This is a genomic window from Psychromonas arctica (genome assembly GCF_038155225.1).
GTDB lineage: Bacteria > Pseudomonadota > Gammaproteobacteria > Enterobacterales > Psychromonadaceae > Psychromonas > Psychromonas arctica_B.
Genome location: NZ_JBAKBA010000041.1, coordinates 19887 through 39250 on the forward strand (window position 1 = coordinate 19887; position 19364 = coordinate 39250).

Consider the following 19364-nt stretch of genomic DNA (forward strand, 5'->3'; position numbering starts at 1 on the left):
CTAAAATTTCGCCGTTATTTTAGCGTAATAACTTGCTTCAATGTAAGTAGGCACTGTATAGGTTTCATTAGTGTTATTATATTCTAAATGTTTACCATAGAGTAAGTTATTACCCGTTAATGAAAATGCTACGACAGGCGTTATTTGCCAATTCCAAGTCAAATCTAAAACGCTAAAATCAGCAGTATCATAGGCTTCACCTGACTCAATACGGTAAATAGCAGCAATAGAATGTTCAGGATTCAATGCGTATTGTGATTTAACAATAACCTGTCGTAGATAACTGTCAAAACCAATTGCTTCAGTTGTTCCGGGAGGAAGGTCATACTCGTAAGCTGTAATACTATAGCCCAGTTCAGTTGTTATCTTATCGAAAGGTTTCCATTTGATAACCGCTTCACCACCATAAGTGGTTAGATCCGCATCAGAAACAAAATTAAGGTTAATCAAGGTGAAAGTGGCATTAGGGATTGCCTCTACAGCAAGTACATTTCGCGCTTTAGTGTGGAAAAGTGAAACATCTATTCCCCAAGAGTTTTCAGTATAACGATAACCTAATTCCTTTGATATTGACTTTTCAGATTTCAAATCTGCATTCCCAACTATTTCTGTCTTGATACCGCTGGAAGAAGCTAATGCACGATTATTATATTCAAGTAATGAAGGAATACGTACGCCTTGTGATATAGCAGCCCAGAAAGTATGTTTTGAATGTGGCGTCCAAAGTAAACGAGCCATAGGTTGATGTTCCCACCCCGTGAAACTATTTTTTTCACTTCGGTTACCAATGATGAGTTTAAGTTCATCTGGTAAAAGTGTGAATTGAGCTTGTAAGAAACCACCAAAATGATTGTATGAGTCAATATTTTGAATATTAGTAAAATAATCTGTTTCATCTATTGAAATGGAAGTGTAACGATAATTTAAACCCCAATCTATTTGAACATCTTTAACTAAAGTATTCATTTGGTAATCAATATCAGTAATAACAAAGTCATCTTTATAATACAGTTGTTCGCCTTGTTGAGAACTCACTGAAGCTTGAATCATTTGATTAGAAGTAGAAGAAAGAGTCTGTTCTAATTTTGCCATGATTTGAAAATGCTCTCGCGTATACTGATCTTGTAAATAAACGCGTTGATAAGTATCTAAGTTCGCTAACCTTAGATTTTGGCCCATATCTATACTGGTATATTGTGCCTGAGTGATAAAAGAAAACTCATCATTCAAGCTTAAATCTATTCGCCCGCCAACGCTTTTCTTTCTACCATCGTCATTGGCAATAGTACTTTTAGTGCTTTTTGTTGAAGCATCCGTCTCTTCTGTACTAGCAAAAACTCTAAATGAACTATAATTACCCAACCCACCGCCTATTCGAAAATCCGCTTTATGATCAATCTGATCTCCGGTTACCACTTGAGCGAATGTCCCTCGTGTATCGGACGTATGTTTACTGATAATATTAATAACACCGTTGGTTGCATTACTCCCCCACAACAAACCACCTTGCCCACGTATCACTTCGATTCTTTCAATGTCGTAGAGAGGAATATTTAATGTTTCCCAATACACACCTGCAAAACCAGGGTTATAGATGCTCTGTCCATCTACCATCACTAATAATTTACTAGAATGTTTGCCCGCAGTACTACGTGAAGTAATCGCCCATTGATTATTATCTAATTGGCGTACTTGCATACCTGGCACTAATTTTAATGCTTGAGGTACGCTAGTCACTCCAGATTCTCTGATTTCTTTATTAGTGAGTACATAAATAGATGCGGCCGTTTCAGACATATTCTGTAAACGTTTCATTGCCGATGTAACTTGAACATCTGCGGCCATTAGATCGTCGAAATCCAGACTCGAAAGCTCCTCTAAAGCATAAACAGACTCATCTTGAGCCATAACATTATTAGGCATTAACATTTGATTAGATAACAATATAACAGTGGCGATATAACGCCTGTGGCTAAATAAATTATGCATAATATAAGCTCGAGTGTATTGGATATAAAAACATCCGTATTTTTATAAAGGGCGATGACGTTTAACGCTTTAAATAAGCCTAACTATCGTTTCTTTACATTTTAATTATGTTGTAATGACTAAGTTCATAATTAAAAAGCAATTTACTACCAATTTAAAGGTAAACCATTACAAGAATAAAGGGATTACCCTCAACAAGCAAATTTTGCTGGTTGATATAAAATCATTTACACTCAGGCTCTATTTTATTTCTCATCATTAAGGTGTATTTCATGTTTTTCAAAAATCTCCAAGTTTATCGCTTTACTCGTCCGATGGAACAAGATGACAACGCCCTAGAAAGAAATCTAGAAGAATTTAAATTTAAACCTTGTGGTAGCCAAGATATTTCAAAGCTAGGTTGGGTATTTCCAATGGGTAAAAGTGGCAGTATGTACACCCATATAAATCAAAAGCAAATTTTAATCTGTCTGAAAAAAGAAGAAAAAATGCTACCTGCAGGTGTGATTAAAGATCAACTTAATGAGCGTGTTGAAGCAATTGAATTGGAGCAAGGCAGAGCATTAAAGAAAAAAGAGAAAGATAGTTTAAAAGAAGATATCGTCATGCAGTTACTTCCACGCGCATTTAGTCGTACATCACAAACTTTTGCTTGGATAGATAACGAAACTAATATGCTTTACGTAGATTGCTCTAGTTCGCGTAAAGCAGAAGAATTAATTTCGTTATTACGTAAAACATTAGGTAGTTTACCGGTTGTGCCAGTACAGCTTCAAAACCAAACGGATGTAGTGATGACTGATTGGTTGATGGAAGGTAATATTCCAGCAAACTTCCAACTAGAAGATGAAGCAGAGCTTTGTTCAGCGTTAGAAGGTGGCGGTATTATTCGCTGTAAACAGCAAGACTTATTATCAGAAGAGATTAAAAATCATTTAAACTCAGATAAATTTGTGACTAAATTAGCTCTTAACTGGGCTGATAGTATTTCTTTTGTAATAGGCGAAGAATTTGCGTTAAAACGCCTTAAGTTCTCTGACGTTTTACAAGAACAAAATGAAGATATTGAAGCAGATGATTTTGCAGCACGCTTTGATGCTGATTTTGTATTGATGGTTGGTGAAATAAAACAATTGATTCCATCATTACTTGAAATATTTGGTGGCGAACAAACGCTTTAGGCTCACTAAATCGTTATGTATGATCGCTTTAGCCCAGTTTAACCACTGGGCTTTTTTATATCTTATTCTTCTATTGGTTTCCTTTTAATACTGATTACATTAAATAAATGATCTAAATTTTGAGCAGGAAAAATGACTTAGTTTAAAACATAAGTTTAGACCTTTCGAAGATTAACTTCGTTAATCGCCTATCGGAGAGTTAACCAAAAGATCTTAATTTTTTAATGGCTATTCCTTTTAAGAAATCTAAAACGAATAAATAAATTATTTAAACCTGTAAAATAGATCAGTTAATGAGTGTGATTGTTATAAACACTACTTTCGCTACGCCTGCTTATACTTTTCTAATAACTAATCAGTCCTCATTATTTTTATGCACTTATTATTTTTCATAAACACACATTTTAATAAATGTTATTATTGTTATCAGTTATCTTTTTAATTAATCAAACTGAGAGTGAATAATATGACAAGTTCAATTTTAGGCAGTGCAACAGCAAATAGTGCGACTAAAGCATTATTATTAGGATCAGGCGAACTTGGCAAAGAAGTTGCTATTGAGTTACAGCGCTTCGGTATAGAAGTCATTGCCGCAGATAGTTATGAAAATGCACCTGCTATGCAAATCGCACATCGTTCACACGTTGTTAGTATGTTGGACGGTAAACGTTTAGAAGAGATCATTCGCCTTGAACAACCTGATTATATTATTCCAGAAGTTGAAGCCATTGCCACAGATACCTTATTAGCCTTAGAACAAAAAGGTTTTAATGTCGTCCCTACTGCACGCGCTGCAAAATTAACGATGGATAGAGAAGGTATTCGTCGTTTAGCAGCTGAAACGTTATCTGTAAAAACCTCCCCTTATATTTTTGCAGATACTAAAGAAGAGTATTTACAAGCAGTAAAAACCATCGGCCAACCTTGCGTGATTAAACCCGTCATGAGTAGCTCAGGTAAAGGCCAGAGTGTTGTAAAAAGTGATGCTGATTTAGACTACTCTTGGACCTATTCACAGGAAGGAGGACGTACAGGCAAAGGGCGTATCATTATTGAAGGTTTTGTACCTTTTGATTATGAAATAACGTTATTAACGGTTAGTGCTGTTGACGGCATTCATTTCTGTGCTCCTATTGGGCATCGTCAAGAAGATGGTGACTATCGTGAATCATGGCAGCCACAAGTTATGTCAGAAAAAGCACTGCAGCAAGCACAAGAAATAGCACGCAAGGTAGTGACTGATTTAGGTGGGTATGGCCTATTTGGTATGGAGTTCTTTGTAAAAGGTGATGACGTTTATTTCAGTGAAGTTTCACCTCGCCCACACGATACAGGATTGGTCACTCTCATATCTCAAGACCTTTCTGAATTTTCTTTGCATGTACGAGCTATTTTAGGTTTTCCTATCGGAGAAATTACACAATACGGCCCTTCCGCTTCTAGTGTAATTTTAGGGAATGGGGTATCAAAGGACATTAAGTTTAAAAATATAGCCAACGCTTTAGGCAAAACTTCGGGATCACAGATTCGTTTATTTGCTAAACCAAATATTAATGGCGGTCGACGATTAGGTGTGGCGATAGCACGTGGTAAAAATATTGAAGAGGCGATTGAAAATGCCAAACAAGTAAGTCAAACCGTTAAAGTAATTTATTAAATAACGTAGAAAGATTTGAAATAGAAAATTAGTTTTATTTAAGGTAATTAGTTTAATTTAAGGAAATAGTTGAAAGACATAAATTCAACTAAATTAAACATCTTAATGACGAATAATACCGATTACATTAAATATGTTATCTAAATTTTGCGCATTTTATAAGGCAATACAGTCAATCTGTATTGCCTTTTTTTATTACTAACGATACTTAAAAAACCAAAATAGCCTATTAATTAGTCATAAAACACAAAAAATGAACTAATTATGTAATTTAAGCTTGATCAATAAACAAAATAACATTACTGTCGTTTTATACAGTGTTTATTTATACAGGTGAATTACATGCTATCTACATTATTGACAACAACACAAACTAACCCATATTTATTACGCGATTATGATAATAGTGATACAAAATCAAATGCATTAGTTAATGTGCATTACCAAGAAAATAACTACCAAGCCTTGTTAGAACACATACAAACAGGACAAGATCACGGTTGGATTTTATTTCTAGCTCCTCCTGGTAAACCGAATACACAATTTTTCCAAAAGGCAGGAGTCGATAAAAGCCGTGTATTAATGATCGATTCAAGCAAGGTCGGTGATAACCTTTCACTACTATCTACATTACTAAAAAGCAGCAACTATTGCACCGTAGTAACTTGGGTAAACGAACTATCAGAAACAACACGTTTAGCCATCGAAGCAGATGCTCAATCAACGAATACAAGCTGCTTTGTTTACTGTAAACAATAAAAACGTCTTTAATACATAAAAATTTATAAAGTAAAAAGTGTAGGCAACAACAGTGGCTTAATGAAATAAGAACAGCTTTTTTATTTCACAAAAATGTTAATGTAAGTGTGATGCAAATATTGGTTTAGATGTTAATAAAAATGAGTACTGAGCTTAATAGCCACAAAATACTCCACAGACCAATATGAATAACTTGTGACAAAATTGATTAAAATCAGTGATCACTTATTCGAATTAACTATAATCATATCGACTATTAAGAATGTTCTAACAACTTAATATTAATAACTTAAGGTTAAGTTTAATCTTTTATAGTTTAAGTAATAATAAAGTAGTTTGAAATTATTGAATGAATAGTAATAACGCTTAAGTGTTAAGAGTATAAGCCGAGATAATAAATACAATAACTTATCATTAATAAGCATTTTTAATAAAGACCATGACTAATGACGCCAACACAGGAAAGATTATGTACCCGTACAGTGATAAAACAAAAAATTTAATAAACTTGATTGGTAGTGGCGATGCAGCCTATGTACCTAAAGCAATTACCTGTGCAATTAAAACATTAGATGAAATAGCAAACGATACAAGCCTCCCTGAAACAACCAGAGAATCAGCAGCCTTTGCAGCCGCTAATTTAGTGTTAAGTGATTACAACGATAATGATTAAAATGTATTAATCATTAAAAGCATCGACATACAGCATCATATTTTATGTAAATAGATCAACGATTCAACAAGAGCATCACTCCACTACTTATACGCATGAGTTATACGCATGAGATAAATTACCCATAATAGGTGTATTTCACCAGCTTTAGATTAATAGATTCAACTCAAGGCATAAATCAGTAGATGGATATTAATAGGCCTAAGCGAAAGAATTTAGCGTAATAAGATTAATTACATTAAATAACTGTTCTAAATTTTGCGCAGAAAAAAATGACTTAGTTTAAGGCGTAAATGGAGGCTTTCGAAGATTAACTTTGTTAATCGTCTGCCGGAGAATTAACTAAAAAATGTTAATCCTTGAATATTTGTCCCCTTTACGGAACCTACAACGAAAAAATAAGTTATTTTGACAAGTAAAATAGATCAGTTAATTAGTGTGATTGGTAAAACTAAAGCTATAAATGAGTATTAATGGGTGATGTTAAAAAATCCATAAATAAAAGCATAGCTGTATTTGTTAAATGGCTAAATGGCTAAATGGCTAAAAAATAATAGCGAGCTATTGGCTTTTACAGTAAAAATAAAAGTACTGATAAAAAATATAAGCCTACCTATCGCCCCATCGCATAACAAAAAACAAAAAGTTAAAAGCAAAAAAGGAGCCGAGGCTCCTTTTTATGTATTTGATTGCTAGCTAATACTTACTTGTTAATAGTTAATAATTTGTCATCAATTATTAACTATTAACAAGTAAAGAATGATTATCTATTCTCTTATCGACGGTAGAGTAATCATAAAATACCACATTCAAATACTAACCAATATGTGTCAAACCACCCATATAAGGTTGTAATACTTCTGGCACTTCAATACGACCATCAGCACATTGGTAGTTTTCTAAAACAGCCACTAACGTACGACCAACGGCTAAACCAGAGCCATTCAATGTATGTAATAGTTCAGGCTTCTTAGCACCAGTTCGACGGAATCTGGCTTGTAAACGACGGGCTTGGAAATCACCAACATTCGAACATGATGAAATTTCACGATAAGTATCTTGTGCTGGTAACCAGACTTCTAAATCATAGGTTTTAGTTGCACTAAATCCCATATCACCAGTACATAAAACAACTTTACGATAAGGTAAGCCTAAGTTTTTTAACACTTGTTCAGCATGGCCTGTTAACTCTTCTAACGCTTCAAAACTTTTTTCAGGATGTACCAATTGCACCATTTCAACTTTATCAAATTGATGCTGACGAATTAAACCACGGGTATCACGACCATAAGAACCCGCTTCACTTCGAAAACAAGGTGTATGTGCCGTCATTTTAATTGGTAAGTCAGTTTCATCATAAATAACATCACGGCTCATATTCGTTAATGGTACTTCTGCTGTTGGAATTAATGACATACCAACACCTTCTTCAGTAGCCGGATTTGTATTAAATAAGTCATCACCAAATTTTGGTAATTGACCTGTTCCATACAAACTATCTGCATTCACTAAATAAGGAACATACATTTCTGTATAACCATGTTCATTAGTATGCAAGTTAAGCATGTACTGTGCTAAAGAACGATGCAATTTAGCAATTTGACCTTGCATAACAATGAAACGAGAACCAGAAATTTTAACCGCTGATTTAAAGTCTAAACCGCCTAACGCTTCACCTAATTCAACGTGGTCTTTCACTTCAAAGTCGTATTGCTTAGGTGTGCCCCAAGTTAATACTTCTACGTTTTCATTTTCATCTTTACCGATAGGAGCCGACTCATGTGGTAAATTAGGCACCATGTCAGAAATCGTTTTAATCTGATCAGTTACTAACGCAAATTCTTCTTTTGCTTTATCTAATGCTTCACCAAGCTCATTCATTGCTTCACGTAATGGTTTGATGTCTTCACCACGTTTTGCTGCTTGGCCAATATCTTTTGAACGAGTATTACGCTCTGATTGTAAGTTCTCAGTAGAGACCTGTAACGATTTTCTCTTTTCTTCTAATTCACTAAGTAAACTAACATCTAAATCAAATCCACGTTTTTTTAATAACTCAGCAGTTTGTTCAATATCATTACGTAAAAACTTTGCGTCTAACATCTTATTCCCTAACTTTTCAAAACTAATAAAGTACCTAAATATGCAGCAAGCAAACATACCACTACATTCAATACTACATTTAACATTGCTTTAAACAACTCACCTTGTTGGATCAATAATAAACTATCCATTGAAAATGATGAAAATGTGGTTAATGCACCTAAAAAACCTACACCAATTAATGGCCACCAAGGCGAACTCGACATTGTTCCTTGTTGAACTAATTGATAAATACAACCCATTATCAACGAGCCAATCACATTGACGGTAAGTGTAGCAAAAGGAAAACCTTTTCCAAAGAGGCTAACTATGCCAAAGCCAATTAAATAACGGAAAGTTGCCCCAAATGCGCCGCCACAAGCAACTAAAGTAATATTCATCATTAAACTGTTCATATCGGTTCTCTTTTCTTTTACATTAAATACTCAATAATGCATCTAATCTATTCAATGTTAATAACGATTTTTATCACTTTGTTGGTCACGATTTTTTAAATAGCGTAGCTTTTCGGCAATTTTTGTTTCTAAACCTCGTTCAACAGGTTCGTAAAACTCAACACCTTGTAAAGCTTCCGGTAAATACACTTCACCTGCTGCATAAGCTCCCACTTCATCATGGGCGTAACGATAACCTTCACTATAATGTAGCGATTTCATTAATTCTGTCGGCGCATTACGTAAATGGTGTGGAACCTCAAGATCAGGGTAGGCTTCAACAGCTTGTTTAGCTTTTGCAAATGCTTTATAAACAGCATTACTCTTAGCTGCGCAGGCGCAATAGACGGCAGCTTGCGCGATCGCTCTTTCTCCCTCTTTAGGCCCAATTCTAGTAAAGCAATCCCATGCAGACATGGCAACTTGCATTGCTCTAGGATCAGCATTACCAATGTCTTCAGAAGCAATCGCTAATAAACGTCGTGCAACATAAAGTGGATCACATCCACCTGCTAGCATGCGCGCATACCAATATAAAGCAGCATCAGGGTCTGAGCCTCGTACTGATTTATGAAAAGCCGAAATCAAATCATAAAAAAGATCGCCCTGCTTATCGAAGCTAACGCCTTCTCGACCTGCAATTTCCATTAATAATGACACGTCGATTATTAATTTCCCTTGCTGTTGCTCCCCCATATCAGAAAGTAATTCTAAATAATTAAGCGCTTTTCGTGCATCACCCTGTACTAATTGAGCAAGTTTATCTAATACACCTTCAGTAAATTCAATATTGTGCGCTGCCAAGCCTTGTTCAGATTCACAGGCTTGTTTAATAACATCAACAATTTCATGTTCAGTTAGTTTTTTTAATAAATAAACACGCGCTCGTGATAGCAAAGCATTGTTTAATTCAAAAGAAGGATTTTCAGTCGTCGCACCAATAAATAAAAAAGTGCCATCTTCAATATAAGGCAGAAAAGCATCTTGTTGGCTTTTATTAAAACGATGGACTTCGTCAACAAATAATAAGGTACGACGTCCTGCAGCCTGATTTTGTTTAGCAATTTCAATAGCAGAACGAATCTCTTTAATACCAGAAGTGACGGCAGATAACCGTTCAACATGCGCATCACAATATTCTGCAATTAATTCAGCTAATGTGGTTTTACCGGTGCCGGGTGGTCCCCATAGGATCATTGAATGTGCAAATCCGGCTTCTAATGCTTTACGTAAAGGCTTGTCTTTCGCTATCAGATGAGACTGACCAATATATTGGTCGAAGTTTTTTGGCCGCATTCTAGCGGCCAAAGGTTGAAACTGATTATCGACTGAAAATAAGTCCTGCATTAGCGTTGATCATCTATCTCAATACCTTGTGGTATTTGAAACTCAAAGAAATCATCGCTTAACTTAATCGTTTGATCGTTATTACTAAGTTTAAAAGTACTTTTTTGACCTTGTGCTTCTTGCACAATAAACTCACTCACATTATCTTTATTGTCAAAAATAAAGGTAAAAGTATTGGCGTTTAATTCATTTTTATTGTTTTTAACAATAAATTGATTGGCTTGTTTTTTTACATCAAAATTCATCCACTCAGAAGCATCTGCACCAGATAATAATGCAAAAGGTGTACCTGCAATAGCATCAGAAAAATTCATGATAGTCACTTGTTCAATAAAAGGACTAAATAACCACATATCAACACCATTTGAGACGATTAATTCTTCGTCAGGCTTAGTCACTTGCCAATGGAAATTACCAGGACGAGAAATGGTTAGTTTCCCCCAGCTTTCTTGGATAACTTGCCCATCTGGACTCGTCACTTGTTGTGTAAAGTCTGCGTTTAGTGTGTTGAATTTAGATAATTTTTGTTGTAATAACTGACTATCAGTTTGTGCTTGTGCTAGTTGAAATATTGAGATAAATAAACAACATGTAACAATAATAATTTTTTTCATTTTTAATCCTTGATCGGCGGTGGTGCAAGTACATCACGATTACTATTTGCACCAGAAGGCGCACTAATAACACCTTGCGCTTGTAATTGGTCAACTAAACGAGCAGAACGATTGTAACCGATACGGAATCGTCGTTGAATACTTGAAATGGAAACTTTACGGGTTTCTGTAATAAAACTAACTACTTCATCAAACAAAGGATCAATTTCTTCATCCCCTTCTGCTTGTTCACCTGGTAATAGCATATCTAAATCAGCATCACCGGCTAATATCTCTTGAACATAATTTGGTTGACCACGTTTCTTCCAGTCAGCCACCACTTTATGTACTTCATGGTCATCAACAAAAGCACCGTGAACACGAGTTGGGACACCAACACCTGGCGGCATATACAACATATCACCATGGCCTAATAACGTTTCAGCGCCTTGTTGTCCAAGAATAGTACGGGAGTCAATCTTACTCGATACTTGGAAGGCAATACGTGTCGGAATATTCGCTTTAATCAAACCTGTAATAACATCAACTGACGGACGCTGTGTTGCTAGAATCAAATGTATTCCTGCTGCACGGGCCTTTTGCGCGATTCGTGTAATTAACTCTTCACACTTTTTACCCACAATCATCATCATATCTGCAAATTCATCAACCACCACAACTATTGTGGGTAGTTTTTCTAACTCAGGCGCACTTTCTGCCATGCTGTCACCGGGCTTCCATAATGGGTCAACGATAGGCTCGCCAGCGGCTTTGGCTTTTTTAATAGCAGTATTGTATCCAGCTAAGTTACGGACACCGATTTCAGCCAATAGTTTATATCGACGCTCCATTTCACCAACACACCAACGCAACGCATTAGCGGCATCTTTCATGTCTGTTACCACTTCAGTTAATAGATGTGGGATACCTTCATACACATTTAACTCAAGCATTTTAGGGTCAATTAAGATCATACGTAAATCTTCAGGTGATGATTTATACAATAAACTGACTAGCATACAGTTAACACCAACAGACTTACCTGAACCGGTTGTACCTGCCACTAAAAGATGTGGCATTTTAGCTAAATCAACAACAACAGGTTGGCCAGAAATATCTGCACCTAACACCATTGTTAATGGTGATTTACTTTCATGAAATCTTTTGCAATCTAACACTTCTGAAATATAAACGATTTCACGATGACGATTAGGTAGCTCTAAAGCGATAACTGATTTACCTGGTATTTGATCGACAACACGTACACTCATTGCAGATAACGCGCGCGCTAAGTCTTTTTCCAGACTGCTAACGGTACTGACTTTCATCCCAGGTGCTAAATCTAATTCAAAACGAGTGATCACAGGCCCCGGTAATACATTAACGACATCTGCTTTTATTTTAAATTCAAGCAATTTAGATTCAACTAAACGAGCTGCTGTATCTAACTCTTGCTGTGAAATAGGGTTTTCTTTTTTGTCAGGTCTATCTAATAAATCAATATGGGGTAAAGGCGCAATATTTTGATCGGCTACAAATCGTTCTACTGGACGAGCATGTTCTGGTAAATGAGAGAAATCGACCTTCGCTAGCTTTTTTTCTACTTTAGGTTCAGCGGCGATAGGTTCAAACTCTTGATCAGAAACATCATCTGATTGCCAGTCGATATCATCAATATTTAGTTCTGGCTCGCCCTCATTTGGCGTATCAATAAAACTAGTTCCTAGGAAAGATTCATCTGAATCATCACTCTGCTCAGACAAAAACATATCATCGTCTTCATCTGTCGCTTTGCTCGCTAAATTATCGAGTTTTTTCTGTTCTTTTATTGCTTGTTTTTGTTGTTTTTTCTCTAACTTTTCTTGCAAAACTTGTTGTTTATCTAATAAGCGTTGTTGATCACTATCAGATCGTTCTTCTTTCATTTGCTTAAGATTATTAGGTAGGTTGGCTAACCATGAAATGCCGTTAAGCGTATATTCGCCCAGACCATCGATTAAACGAATCCACGAAAACCCAAACAACAACGTTGTGCCTGAGATTAAAAAAGTAAGTAATATAAGATTGACCGCCACTAAGCTAAAAAAACCTAACATGCTTTGTGCGAGAATATCGCCAATTAACCCACCAGAGGGGTAGTAGAGATAATCGCTAACATTCAGTGCTATTAAGGCGCTTAAGCTAAAGAAAGTAAAAATAAAACCAACAATACGCAAACTCAGATTTAAAAAATCAACCTCTAAAGTAAAGGTTGGTTTCCATAATATAGCCCAAGCAAATGAAATAATGATCACTGGAATAAGATAGGCTAGAAAACCAAACCCAAAAAATAAGATATCTGCAATCCAAGCGCCTACCCTGCCTCCTGAATTCTGAATTTCTGCCACCCATTGCTGTTGTGACCAACTTGGATCAACTGGTGAAAAAGTGAATAAGGATAAGGTAATAAATATGGCAACAAAAGCGCTGACAATAATCCCAACTTCTAATAACTTTTGCACCCCTGATAGGTGATTTAATAATTTGCTATTTGACAAGAAAATAACCCTAAAAATAAAAAATGCTTAATGGCATAATAAAAATAAATAAAACGATTTTAATCTAAAAAATTATCCGGTAATTGATCACGCAAACGTAGCCAAATTTTGCCACTTGCAAATGCAGAATCTCGTACGATTTGCATTATTTGTTGTCCATCACCTTCTTCAAATACTGTTTTAATATCAGCATAGAATGATAGTGCGATTAATTTTGCTTCCGTGTTGGAAAAATAAAACATACCTACTTTACGATATAAATCCTGTAAGCCATTTAAAATCAATACGTAAATCATATTATTCGATGAAACAGCAACATGATGATAAAAACGATAATCAAATTCAGTAAAGACTTCACTGCTCGCATCAACGGCAGGAATATCTTTTAAGAATTCAATAACGCTTTTACTATTATGTTTTGCAGCCATTCGTAAAATGATCGTACTGATATTTGTTCTTACAGACATTAGTTGGTCAATAAAATCACCACGACGTTCCTTATCTAAACGCGTTAATGTACTTAAAACATTTAATCCTGACGTTTCCCAGAAGTCATTAACTTTAGTTGCCTTACCGTGACGGATGGTTATCCACCCTTCTTTCGATAATCGTTGCAATACTTCACGTAAAGTTGTGCGAGTGACACCTATTTTATCCGCTAACAGTCTCTCCGCAGGTAACTCGGAATGGATCGGTATCGTACCGTTCCAAATAGACTCAATCAGGTATTGTTCTGCTACATCAGCAGGGCCTTTAACTTTCATTATCATGGTTATTCTGGTTTTCCAATATCATATAGCGACATCTTAACATATTCATTCAACTCAACGATGACTGTTTAGAAAAACAGTACCATTAAATGCTTGAATTGAGTGTAATTTTTAATGTGTCTTAAATTATTTAAATTTTCCTCAGTAATCCTCTGTTTATATTGAACTTTTAAGAGGTACAATAGAACTTAATAAGTTGAAATATTCTATTAGGAGAATCCATTGATTTCAAATTTAAAACCACTTTCATTGCAACGTTGGCCTTGGTTATTACTGGCAGCCAGTGCATTAACAATGGAATTATGTGCACTTTACTTCCAACATGTCATGAAACTTGAACCTTGTGTTATGTGCGTTTATGAGCGCCTTACTATGCTTGCTATCGTCGCTGCTGGTTTAATCGGAGCTAGCGCACCTCACAATCTACTTGTCCGTCTTATTGCTTTTGCTACTTGGGGCTTAGGTTCAATTTGGGGATTGTTATTAGCCATGGAGCATACTGACTATCAAATGAATCCATCGCCTTTTGCCACTTGCGACTTTTATCCAAACTTTCCAAGTTGGTTACCATTGCATGAACTATTTCCGTGGTTATTTAACCCAACAGGTTACTGTTCTGATATCGTTTGGACCTTTTTAGATTACTCAATGCCACAATGGTTGATTGTAAGCTTTTCTATCTATGTTGTTACCTTTGTAGTAGTTACAATTACCGCGTTATTACCTGCTAAAACTAAATAAGACGGTTAACTAAAGCAAAAAACTGCACTTATTATACGATCCTAGGAAACGTTAATTTAGTGCAGTCTGCGATAATAACTTAAACGTTATTTTAAAAGTGAATGGTCAGCAGGTAAATTTTTCATTATCCAAGTCACTAACTTGTGGCGAATATTAGCTGTATTTTCGTCGGCTTCATTTAGCGAGTTAATTAATTTATCTTGCACTAATAAACGATAAATACATTCTTGTTTATCCTTTGCAGAAGTAGTGCTATCGATACCGACATACCCTCTTTTAGCGGCATAAGCAGTACCCAATTTCGTTGCATGCTGTAATAACTGAGATTCATTTTTAATTTTTTTCATATCTATCCCTTAAACGTTCTTATATTGCACTTATTAAAATTCATCATATACAAAATAAATGTTAGTTATGTGAATAACTTACAACATTTTTACTTCAAACAAGTAATACAAGACAAGTCGATTATATTACTTATTTAATACTTGTTAACACCTATTTTCCTAAGAGTATTAATATTGCACTTTCATCTAATATTTCAATGCCAAGTTCAGTCGCTTTTGCTAACTTTGAACCTGCAGCCGCACCAGCCACTAGCGTGTTGGTTTTTTTAGACACACTTCCAGCAACCTTTGCACCTAAAGCTTGTAATGCTGCTTTGATATCATTACGGGATATTGCATCAAAACTTCCAGTGATCACAAACGTTTTATCAAGCAGTGGTAATTCACTAACATCAACTTCTTTGATTTCAGGCCAATGTATACCTGCCGTTAATAATTGCTCAATAACGTCTAAGTTATGATCTTGACGAAGAAAGTAATAAAGATGCTTAGCAACAATTTCCCCCACATCACTGACACTTTTCAATGATTCAATACCCGCTTCTTTAATCGCTGGCAGTGTTTTATAGTGAAGTGCTAAGTTAGCAGCAGTTGCTTCACCTACTTCGCGAATACCTAATGAATATAAGAAACGCGCTAAGGTGGTTTTTTTACTTAGTTGCAGACTGTTCACTAATTTTTTAGCAGATGTTTCTCCCATCCGTGGCAAACTAGAGAGTTGTTGTACTGTTAATGAAAACAACTGTGATGGATCTTTGATCATATTATGGTCAACTAGCAGGTCGACTAATTTATCACCTAAACCATCAATATCGAGTGCTTTACGAGATGCGAAATGTTTAATCGCTTGCTTACGTTGGGCCTCACAATATAAGCCTCCAGTACAGCGAGTGACTGCTTCTCCTTCAATACGTTCAACGTCACTGTCGCATACAGGGCATGTTTCAGGAAAAAGGATTTTTGTTGTTTTAGCTGCATCTCGTTGTTCAACAACAACTCTTGCGACCTGAGGGATCACATCACCGGCTCGACGAACGACAACAACATCACCAATTAATATGCCTAAACGTTCTATTTCATCTTTATTATGCAACGTCGCATTAGACACAGTAACCCCACCAACGAATACAGGTTTTAATTTAGCAACCGGTGTGATTGCGCCTGTTCTACCCACTTGAAATTCAACATTTTCAACTGTTGTCACGGCTTCTTCTGCAGGAAACTTGTAAGCCATTGCCCAACGAGGTGCACGTGCCACAAAGCCCATCTTTTGTTGCAGAGCAATATCATCTACTTTATAAACGACACCATCAATTTCATAAGCCAGAGAAGGCCTTTTTTCAGCAATATTAGTGTAAAAGTCATGACAAGCATCATCACCAACGACACGTTTCACTTCACTTGAAACAGGCAATCCCCAATTTTTTAACTGCTCGATTCTAGCGTATTGACTATCAGCGAGATCCCCTTCAAATACACCGACTGAATAACAATAAAAAGCCAAAGGTCTTGCCGCTGCGACTTTAGAATCCAATTGACGTAAACTACCCGCAGCAGCATTACGCGGATTAACAAACGGTTTTTCACCCGCGGCAATTAAACCTTCATTTAATTTATTAAATCCCGCTTTTAACATGAAGACTTCACCACGAACTTCCAATAAAGAAGGGATGTTTTCACCACGTAATCTAAGAGGTAAGTTAGCAATAGTTTTAACGTTTTCAGTGACATTTTCACCTGTTAAACCATCACCTCGTGTAGCAGCTTGAATAAGAAAGCCATTTTCATAAATAATACTAGCCGCTAACCCATCTAATTTTGGTTCAATACAAAAAGCAGTTTCTACTAGTGCCGATTTATCCATTACACGCTGCATAAAATCATTCAATGATTCTGAATCAAATACATTGTCTAAACTAAGCATAGGCAATTGATGCGTCACTTGATCAAATTTAGATAATGCCGCTCCACCTACTTTTTGCGTAGGTGAATTCGTAGACAACAGTTCAGGGTGTTCTGTTTCAAGCCTTTGTAATGCTTTAAAAATACGATCGTATTCTGCATCCGGAACGGAAGGGGCGTCCTGAACATAATATTGGTAATTATATTCTTCCAATAATTCTCTAAACTGTTGTATTTGTTGTTCGACTTGGTTGTTATTACTCATGAATCTTTGCTCTTATTGGTTTTTTCTAATAAAAAAACCTCGTAAACGAGGCTCTCTTAGGAAGTAAGTCCTGATGTTAATACCAGACCTTATTCATATTTTTCTAAACGTTTACGATATTCAATAAATTGCTCTTGAGTAAACTGTTCACGTTTTTCGTTTAATACTTCACAATCAAACTCTTCAGCAACCTGCTCAACAGCTCTTAACATCATATCAAACGATTTATTTACGCTAATTTTATGATTAGGAGCGGTAAAGAAAAATGAAATCCCAGGTGAATTGAATTGTTCCATATAGTCGACATCGAATGTCCCTGGCGCCATCATATTAGCAATACTAAATAACACTTCACCAGTACCATTTGAATGTTCATGTCGATGGAATATATTCATATCACCATAGCGAAATCCTGACGTTAAAAAGAATTGCAATAATTCATGTCCACCTAAACGTTTACCTTCTCTCGCTGCTACATTAAATATAAATAACTCAACAGGATCATCGTTATTATTTATTTCTTTATTTACTTTATCTTCTTGCTCTGACTTAGTTGTACACGAGCTTTCTTCAGAACCTTTTAATGCTTTTTCATTATTTGTTAAATGTTTTTCAGTTCTTAATACGTCATCTTCTGATGATAATGCAGCGGCTTGAGCAAGAGAGGTTATGACTTCATTTTCTTGAGCATGATTTAAATTCACAAAATCAGTTTGATTATCGTGTATATTCGAACCAAGATTAAATTCGAACGGTTCAAGTTCTTCTTTTTCATTTTCTATATGTGAAGTAAATGAAACATTATCAAAATCTCGCTCTGATGGTCGTTTACTATCAAGTTCTTCAGAATCGTCGATTTCTTCTGCTTCTTCGCGTTGTTGTTCTTCAAGCTCATCTAATTGAGCTTGTTTCTCAGCTTTTAATGCTAATTTATTTTTTCTGTTTAATAAAAAACCGTGAATTGATACTCCGGCGATAGCCAAAATACCAATGACAATAAGAATAGATTGAAAATGCTGCATTATTGATTCTCTTGATTCGTGTTAATTAACTTGATTCATTTTAGATAATTTAATGACCCTTAAATTACCCTGTATCGCCCTATACGTCTATCGTTTGCATCTAATTTTTTATAAAACGACGAATGTATTTATAAAAGAATGTATTTATTAGCTGATATTTACTGTCTACAAGGTAATATTATCAGATATATCAATAAGAAGGCTTAATAATGAACAGTAAAAACATAATCGATCAACCTTTAAGTGGTTTAGGCTATTTACTAAAAGGCATTCAACTACTTCGTCATCCACAACTTAGAGTATTTGTGTTAATTCCGTTACTGATTAATGTATTGATCTTTGCCAGTGCATTTTGGTTTTTATTTTCCAGTATCACAACATGGATAGAAAGCTACATGCAAGATCTTCCTACTTTTTTAAGTTGGTTATCTTATATTTTATGGCCAATCATTATTTTTACGATCTTATTTTCATTTTCTTTTATATTTTCTACGATAGCAAACCTAATTGCAGCGCCATTTAATGGTTTGTTAGCAGAAAAAACTGAGATCCTGTTAACCAATGCACAAATAAATGATGATGGTTGGCAAGATATCTTTAAAGATCTTCCTCGTATATTAAAAAGAGAATGTCAAAAATGGCTTTATTTCTTGCCTCGTATGTTGGGCTGCCTTATTTTATTTTTTGTTCCTGTTATTGGACAAACTCTTGCGCCAATAGTTTGGTTTATTTTTGCAGGCTGGATGATGGCTATTCAATATGCTGATTACCCATTTGATAATCATAAAGTCTCTTTTTTGACTATGAGAAAGACCCTCGCAACTCGTTTCGGTAAAAATATCACGTTCGGTATGATTATTAGCTTTTGCACAACCATTCCATTAGTGAATTTTATTATCATGCCAATTGCCGTTTGTGGTGCTACAGCAGCTTGGGTAGATATTTATAAGAAACAGGTATTAGACAATCCACTCAACCTCATTGAATAGTACTAGGGTGTGTTGATCTTTCAAGAGTAATTTTTGAACAGCATGGTGGAAATGT

Annotated in this window: 16 protein-coding genes; 6 read left to right on the forward strand and 10 right to left on the reverse strand. The window is 35.5% G+C overall.

Annotated elements, in window-relative coordinates; translation table 11 throughout:
- Positions 1-1923: a TonB-dependent receptor plug domain-containing protein gene (locus tag V6255_RS14745; RefSeq protein ID WP_341628854.1), complete on the reverse strand. Its 1923-nt coding sequence runs from the start codon at positions 1921-1923 to the stop codon at positions 1-3.
- A gap of 338 nt (positions 1924-2261) precedes the next feature.
- Between V6255_RS14745 and rdgC the strand changes: the two genes are divergently transcribed.
- The 4 genes from rdgC to V6255_RS14765 all read left to right on the forward strand — a co-directional run bounded on the left by rdgC (position 2262) and on the right by V6255_RS14765 (position 6259).
- Positions 2262-3170, forward strand: coding sequence for a recombination-associated protein RdgC (gene rdgC, locus V6255_RS14750; protein WP_341628855.1), 909 nt, complete (start codon positions 2262-2264; stop codon positions 3168-3170).
- Between the two features lie 478 nt (positions 3171-3648).
- Positions 3649-4827, forward strand: coding sequence for a formate-dependent phosphoribosylglycinamide formyltransferase (purT, locus tag V6255_RS14755; protein ID WP_425355935.1), 1179 nt, complete (start codon positions 3649-3651; stop codon positions 4825-4827).
- A gap of 342 nt (positions 4828-5169) precedes the next feature.
- Complete coding sequence (locus tag V6255_RS14760) at positions 5170-5586, forward strand: SulA-like leucine-rich domain-containing protein (RefSeq protein WP_341628857.1); 417 nt, start codon at positions 5170-5172, stop codon at positions 5584-5586.
- Positions 5587-6055: 469 nt separating this feature from the next.
- The gene (locus V6255_RS14765) at positions 6056-6259 is read left to right on the forward strand and encodes a YaeP family protein (protein ID WP_025563703.1); all 204 of its coding nucleotides are present in this window, start codon (positions 6056-6058) and stop codon (positions 6257-6259) included.
- Between the two features lie 816 nt (positions 6260-7075).
- Here the strand turns inward: V6255_RS14765 and serS are convergent.
- Genes serS through fadR form a run of 6 tightly spaced genes read right to left on the reverse strand, consistent with a single transcriptional unit; the run spans position 7076 to position 14043 of the window.
- Positions 7076-8362, reverse strand: coding sequence for a serine--tRNA ligase (gene serS, locus V6255_RS14770; protein ID WP_341628858.1), 1287 nt, complete (start codon positions 8360-8362; stop codon positions 7076-7078).
- A gap of 8 nt (positions 8363-8370) precedes the next feature.
- Positions 8371-8757 (reverse strand): fluoride efflux transporter CrcB, encoded by a 387-nt coding sequence (crcB, locus tag V6255_RS14775; RefSeq protein ID WP_025563699.1) that lies wholly within the window; start codon positions 8755-8757, stop codon positions 8371-8373.
- 57 nt (positions 8758-8814) lie between these two features.
- A complete protein-coding gene (locus V6255_RS14780; protein WP_341628859.1) occupies positions 8815-10143 on the reverse strand; it encodes a replication-associated recombination protein A in 1329 nt (442 codons plus the stop codon).
- Complete coding sequence (lolA, locus tag V6255_RS14785; protein WP_341628860.1) at positions 10143-10757, reverse strand: outer membrane lipoprotein chaperone LolA; 615 nt, start codon at positions 10755-10757, stop codon at positions 10143-10145. The genes V6255_RS14780 and lolA overlap by 1 nt, the downstream gene beginning before the upstream one ends.
- A 2-nt stretch (positions 10758-10759) precedes the next feature.
- On the reverse strand, positions 10760-13273 hold the full coding sequence (locus V6255_RS14790; RefSeq protein WP_341628861.1) for a DNA translocase FtsK: 2514 nt from the start codon (positions 13271-13273) through the stop codon (positions 10760-10762).
- Between the two features lie 59 nt (positions 13274-13332).
- The gene (fadR, locus tag V6255_RS14795) at positions 13333-14043 is read right to left on the reverse strand and encodes a fatty acid metabolism transcriptional regulator FadR (protein WP_025563691.1); all 711 of its coding nucleotides are present in this window, start codon (positions 14041-14043) and stop codon (positions 13333-13335) included.
- A gap of 222 nt (positions 14044-14265) precedes the next feature.
- Here fadR and dsbB point away from each other — a divergent pair, with 222 nt between their 5' ends.
- On the forward strand, positions 14266-14784 hold the full coding sequence (gene dsbB / locus V6255_RS14800) for a disulfide bond formation protein DsbB (protein WP_341628862.1): 519 nt from the start codon (positions 14266-14268) through the stop codon (positions 14782-14784).
- 86 nt (positions 14785-14870) lie between these two features.
- Here dsbB and V6255_RS14805 read toward each other — a convergent pair whose 3' ends face one another.
- From V6255_RS14805 to zipA, 3 genes are all read right to left on the reverse strand, one after another.
- A complete protein-coding gene (locus V6255_RS14805) occupies positions 14871-15131 on the reverse strand; it encodes a DUF5062 family protein (protein ID WP_341628863.1) in 261 nt (86 codons plus the stop codon).
- A gap of 151 nt (positions 15132-15282) precedes the next feature.
- The gene (ligA, locus tag V6255_RS14810) at positions 15283-17298 is read right to left on the reverse strand and encodes an NAD-dependent DNA ligase LigA (RefSeq protein ID WP_341628864.1); all 2016 of its coding nucleotides are present in this window, start codon (positions 17296-17298) and stop codon (positions 15283-15285) included.
- Positions 17299-17387: 89 nt separating this feature from the next.
- Complete coding sequence (gene zipA / locus V6255_RS14815; protein WP_341628865.1) at positions 17388-18320, reverse strand: cell division protein ZipA; 933 nt, start codon at positions 18318-18320, stop codon at positions 17388-17390.
- 209 nt (positions 18321-18529) lie between these two features.
- On the opposite strand from zipA, the gene cysZ reads away from it, so the two are divergent.
- Positions 18530-19309, forward strand: coding sequence for a sulfate transporter CysZ (gene cysZ / locus V6255_RS14820; RefSeq protein WP_341628866.1), 780 nt, complete (start codon positions 18530-18532; stop codon positions 19307-19309).
- Positions 19310-19364 lie beyond the last annotated feature (55 nt).